The 3181-nt window shown below is 52.5% G+C and carries 2 rRNA genes; both read left to right on the top strand.

The features are described from left to right. The first annotated feature begins 74 nt into the window (after positions 1–74). A 23S ribosomal RNA gene (locus H7U17_RS20535) occupies positions 75–2952 on the top strand. A 120-nt stretch (positions 2953–3072) separates the two neighbouring features. Beyond that, a 5S ribosomal RNA gene (gene rrf / locus H7U17_RS20530) occupies positions 3073–3181 on the top strand; the annotation flags it as partial.

The following is a 3181-nucleotide window of genomic DNA, read 5'->3' as shown; positions in this document are numbered from 1 at the left end:
TCACGAAGCAGCGTAAGATTACGCTGCAGAAAAGTTCATTGACATATTGGCAAGATAATACAACAGAGTAACAAGAGTAAGTGAATAAGGGCGCACGGGGGATGCCTAGGCTCTCAGAGGCGAAGAAGGACGTGCCAAGCTGCGAAAAGCTGCGGGGATCGGCACAGGCGAATTGATCCGCAGATGTCCGAATGGGGCAACCCGGCTATTAATAGCCATCTCGAAAGAGAAGCGAACGTGGGGAACTGAAACATCTAAGTACCCATAGGAGGAGAAAACAACAGTGATTCCGTCAGTAGTGGCGAGCGAACGCGGAACAGCCCAAACCGTACATGTTACGGCATGTACGGGGTAATAGGACCTGCACAATACATATACAACGAACGGGAATTGCCTGGGAAGGCATACCGTAGAGGGTGAGAGTCCCGTACCGGTAAGTTTTGTATGTAGGCGGGTATCCTGAGTAGGCCGGGACAGGAGAAATCCCGGTTGAATTTGCCGGCACCATCCGGTAAGGCTAAATACTCCTGAGAGACCGATAGTGAACAAGTACCGTGAGGGAAAGGTGAAAAGTACCGTGAATAACGGGGTGAAATAGAACCTGAAACCGTGCGCTTACAAGCGGTCGGAGCACCTTAGTGGTGTGACGGCGTGCCTTTTGCATAATGAGCCTACGAGTTACTCCTCACTGGCGAGGGTAAGTGGTTAAGCCACGGATCCGGAGCGAAAGCGAGTCTGAACAGGGCGCCATAGTCAGTGGGGGTAGACGCGAAACTTAGTGATCTACCCATGGACAGGTTGAAGCTCCGGTAAAACGGAGTGGAGGACCGAACCGATAAACGTTGAAAAGTTTCCGGATGATCTGTGGGTAGGGGTGAAAGGCCAATCAAACTGAGAAATAGCTCGTACTCCCCGAAATGTTTTTAGGAACAGCGTCAGGGAAAGTATCACGGAGGTAGAGCTACCGATAGGACTAGGGGGAGTCACATCCTACCAAATCCTGACGAACTCCGAATGCCGTGATATTGTACTGGCAGTGAGGGCTGGGGTGCTAAGGTCCCAGTCCGAGAGGGAAAGAACCCAGACCTACCGCTAAGGTCCCCAAATATGTGCTAAGTTGAACAAAGGTGGTCCAGTTGCAGAGACAGCCAGGAGGTTAGCTTGGAAGCAGCTATTCCTTTAAAGAGTGCGTAACAGCTCACTGGTCGAGCGACAGGGCGTCGATGATAATCGGGCATCAAGCACATTACCGAAGCGTAGGATTGCATCAATGCAATGGTAGGGGAGCATTCCAATGACAGAGAAGGTACACCGTCAGGTGTGCTGGAGATATTGGAAAAGCAAATGTAGGCATAAGTAACGATAAGGCGGGCGAGAAACCCGCCCACCGATAGACCAAGGTTTCCTGATCAACGCTAATCGGATCAGGGTCAGTCGGGACCTAAGGCGAACCCGAAGGGGGTAGTCGATGGACAACGGGTTAATATTCCCGTACCGGACATACAGGCAATGGAGGGACGGAGTGATGAAAGTTCCGCCCGGTGACGGAATACCGGGTTGAAGGGTGTAGGTATTGGATGTGTAGTCAAATGCGCACTTCTAGCCGAACCTGATAGTACCGCAATCCTTCGGGAGCGCGGATAGCGGACCTAATAACTTCCAAGAAAATCTTCTAGCGTTAAGCGTATGTTTGCCCGTACCGCAAACCGACACAGGTGGTCAAGGAGAGAATCCTGAGGTGCTCGAGTGAATCATGGCTAAGGAACTCGGCAAAATGGCCCTGTAACTTCGGGAGAAGGGGCGCCTACTCATCTCAAGATGAGAGGCCGCAGTGAAAAGGCCCAGGCGACTGTTTATCAAAAACACATGGCTTTGCGAAGTGGCGACACAAAGTATAAGGCCTGACACCTGCCCGGTGCCGGAAGGTTAAGGGGGGGCGTTATCGTAAGAGAAGCGCTGAACTGAAGCCCCGGTAAACGGCGGCCGTAACTATAACGGTCCTAAGGTAGCGAAATTCCTTGTCGGGTAAGTTCCGACCTGCACGAATGGTGTAACGATCTGGGCACTGTCTCGGCCATGAGCTCGGTGAAATTGTAGTCGCGGTGAAGATGCCGCGTACCCGCAACGGGACGGAAAGACCCCATGAACCTTTACTGCAGCTTAACATTGGCATTGGGTAAACGATGTGTAGGATAGGCCGGAGGCTATGAAGGGGCGTCGCCAGGCGTTTTGGAGCCACTGTTGAAATACGGCCCTTTGTTTGCTTGGTGTCTAATCCCTGTAATAGGGAGACATTGTTTGGTGGGTAGTTTGACTGGGGTGGTCGCCTCCAAAAGAGTAACGGAGGCTTCCAAAGGTTCCCTCAGCACGCTTGGTAACCGTGCGTGGAGTGCAATAGCATAAGGGAGCTTGACTGCGAGGCCGACAAGCCGAGCAGGGTGGAAACACGGGTATAGTGATCCGGCGGTACCGTATGGAAGGGCCGTCGCTCAAAGGATAAAAGGTACTCTGGGGATAACAGGCTGATCTCCCCCAAGAGCTCATATCGACGGGGAGGTTTGGCACCTCGATGTCGGCTCGTCACATCCTGGGGCTGGAGAAGGTCCCAAGGGTTGGGCTGTTCGCCCATTAAAGTGGCACGCGAGCTGGGTTCAGAACGTCGTGAGACAGTTCGGTCCCTATCTGTTGCGGGCGTGGGAAACTTGAGAGGATCTGACCTTAGTACGAGAGGACCGGGTTGGACGGACCGCTGGTGTACCGGTTGTGGTGCCAACTGCACTGCCGGGTAGCTACGTCCGGAAGGGATAAGCGCTGAAAGCATCTAAGTGCGAAACCCACCTCGAGATGAGGTTTCCGTATAGGGTTGTCAGAGACGATGACGTTGATAGGCTGCAGGTGTAAAGCCAGAGATGGCATAGCTGAGCAGTACTAATAGCCCGAAAACTTACCTGTGAACGAGTTGTATTATCTTACCGATTGTCACTGTTACTTAAAGATATTGAAATGCATATGCCTGTTCTTGAAACAAGAATTGGGTATATAAAAGAGATTAGGCGACCTAGCCAGAAGAATTTGGGCGGTACGGCGCAGGGGATCCACCTCTTCCCATCCCGAACAGAGAAGTTAAGCCCTGTCGCGCCGATGGTACTGGGGTTACACCCGGGAGAGTAGGTCGCCGCCC

Origin of the sequence: Echinicola salinicaeni (assembly GCF_014280965.1) — a bacterium.
Lineage (GTDB): Bacteria > Bacteroidota > Bacteroidia > Cytophagales > Cyclobacteriaceae > Echinicola > Echinicola salinicaeni.
The sequence above is the reverse complement of the archived record's forward strand: the minus strand, read 5'-3'. Positions and strand labels throughout refer to the sequence as shown.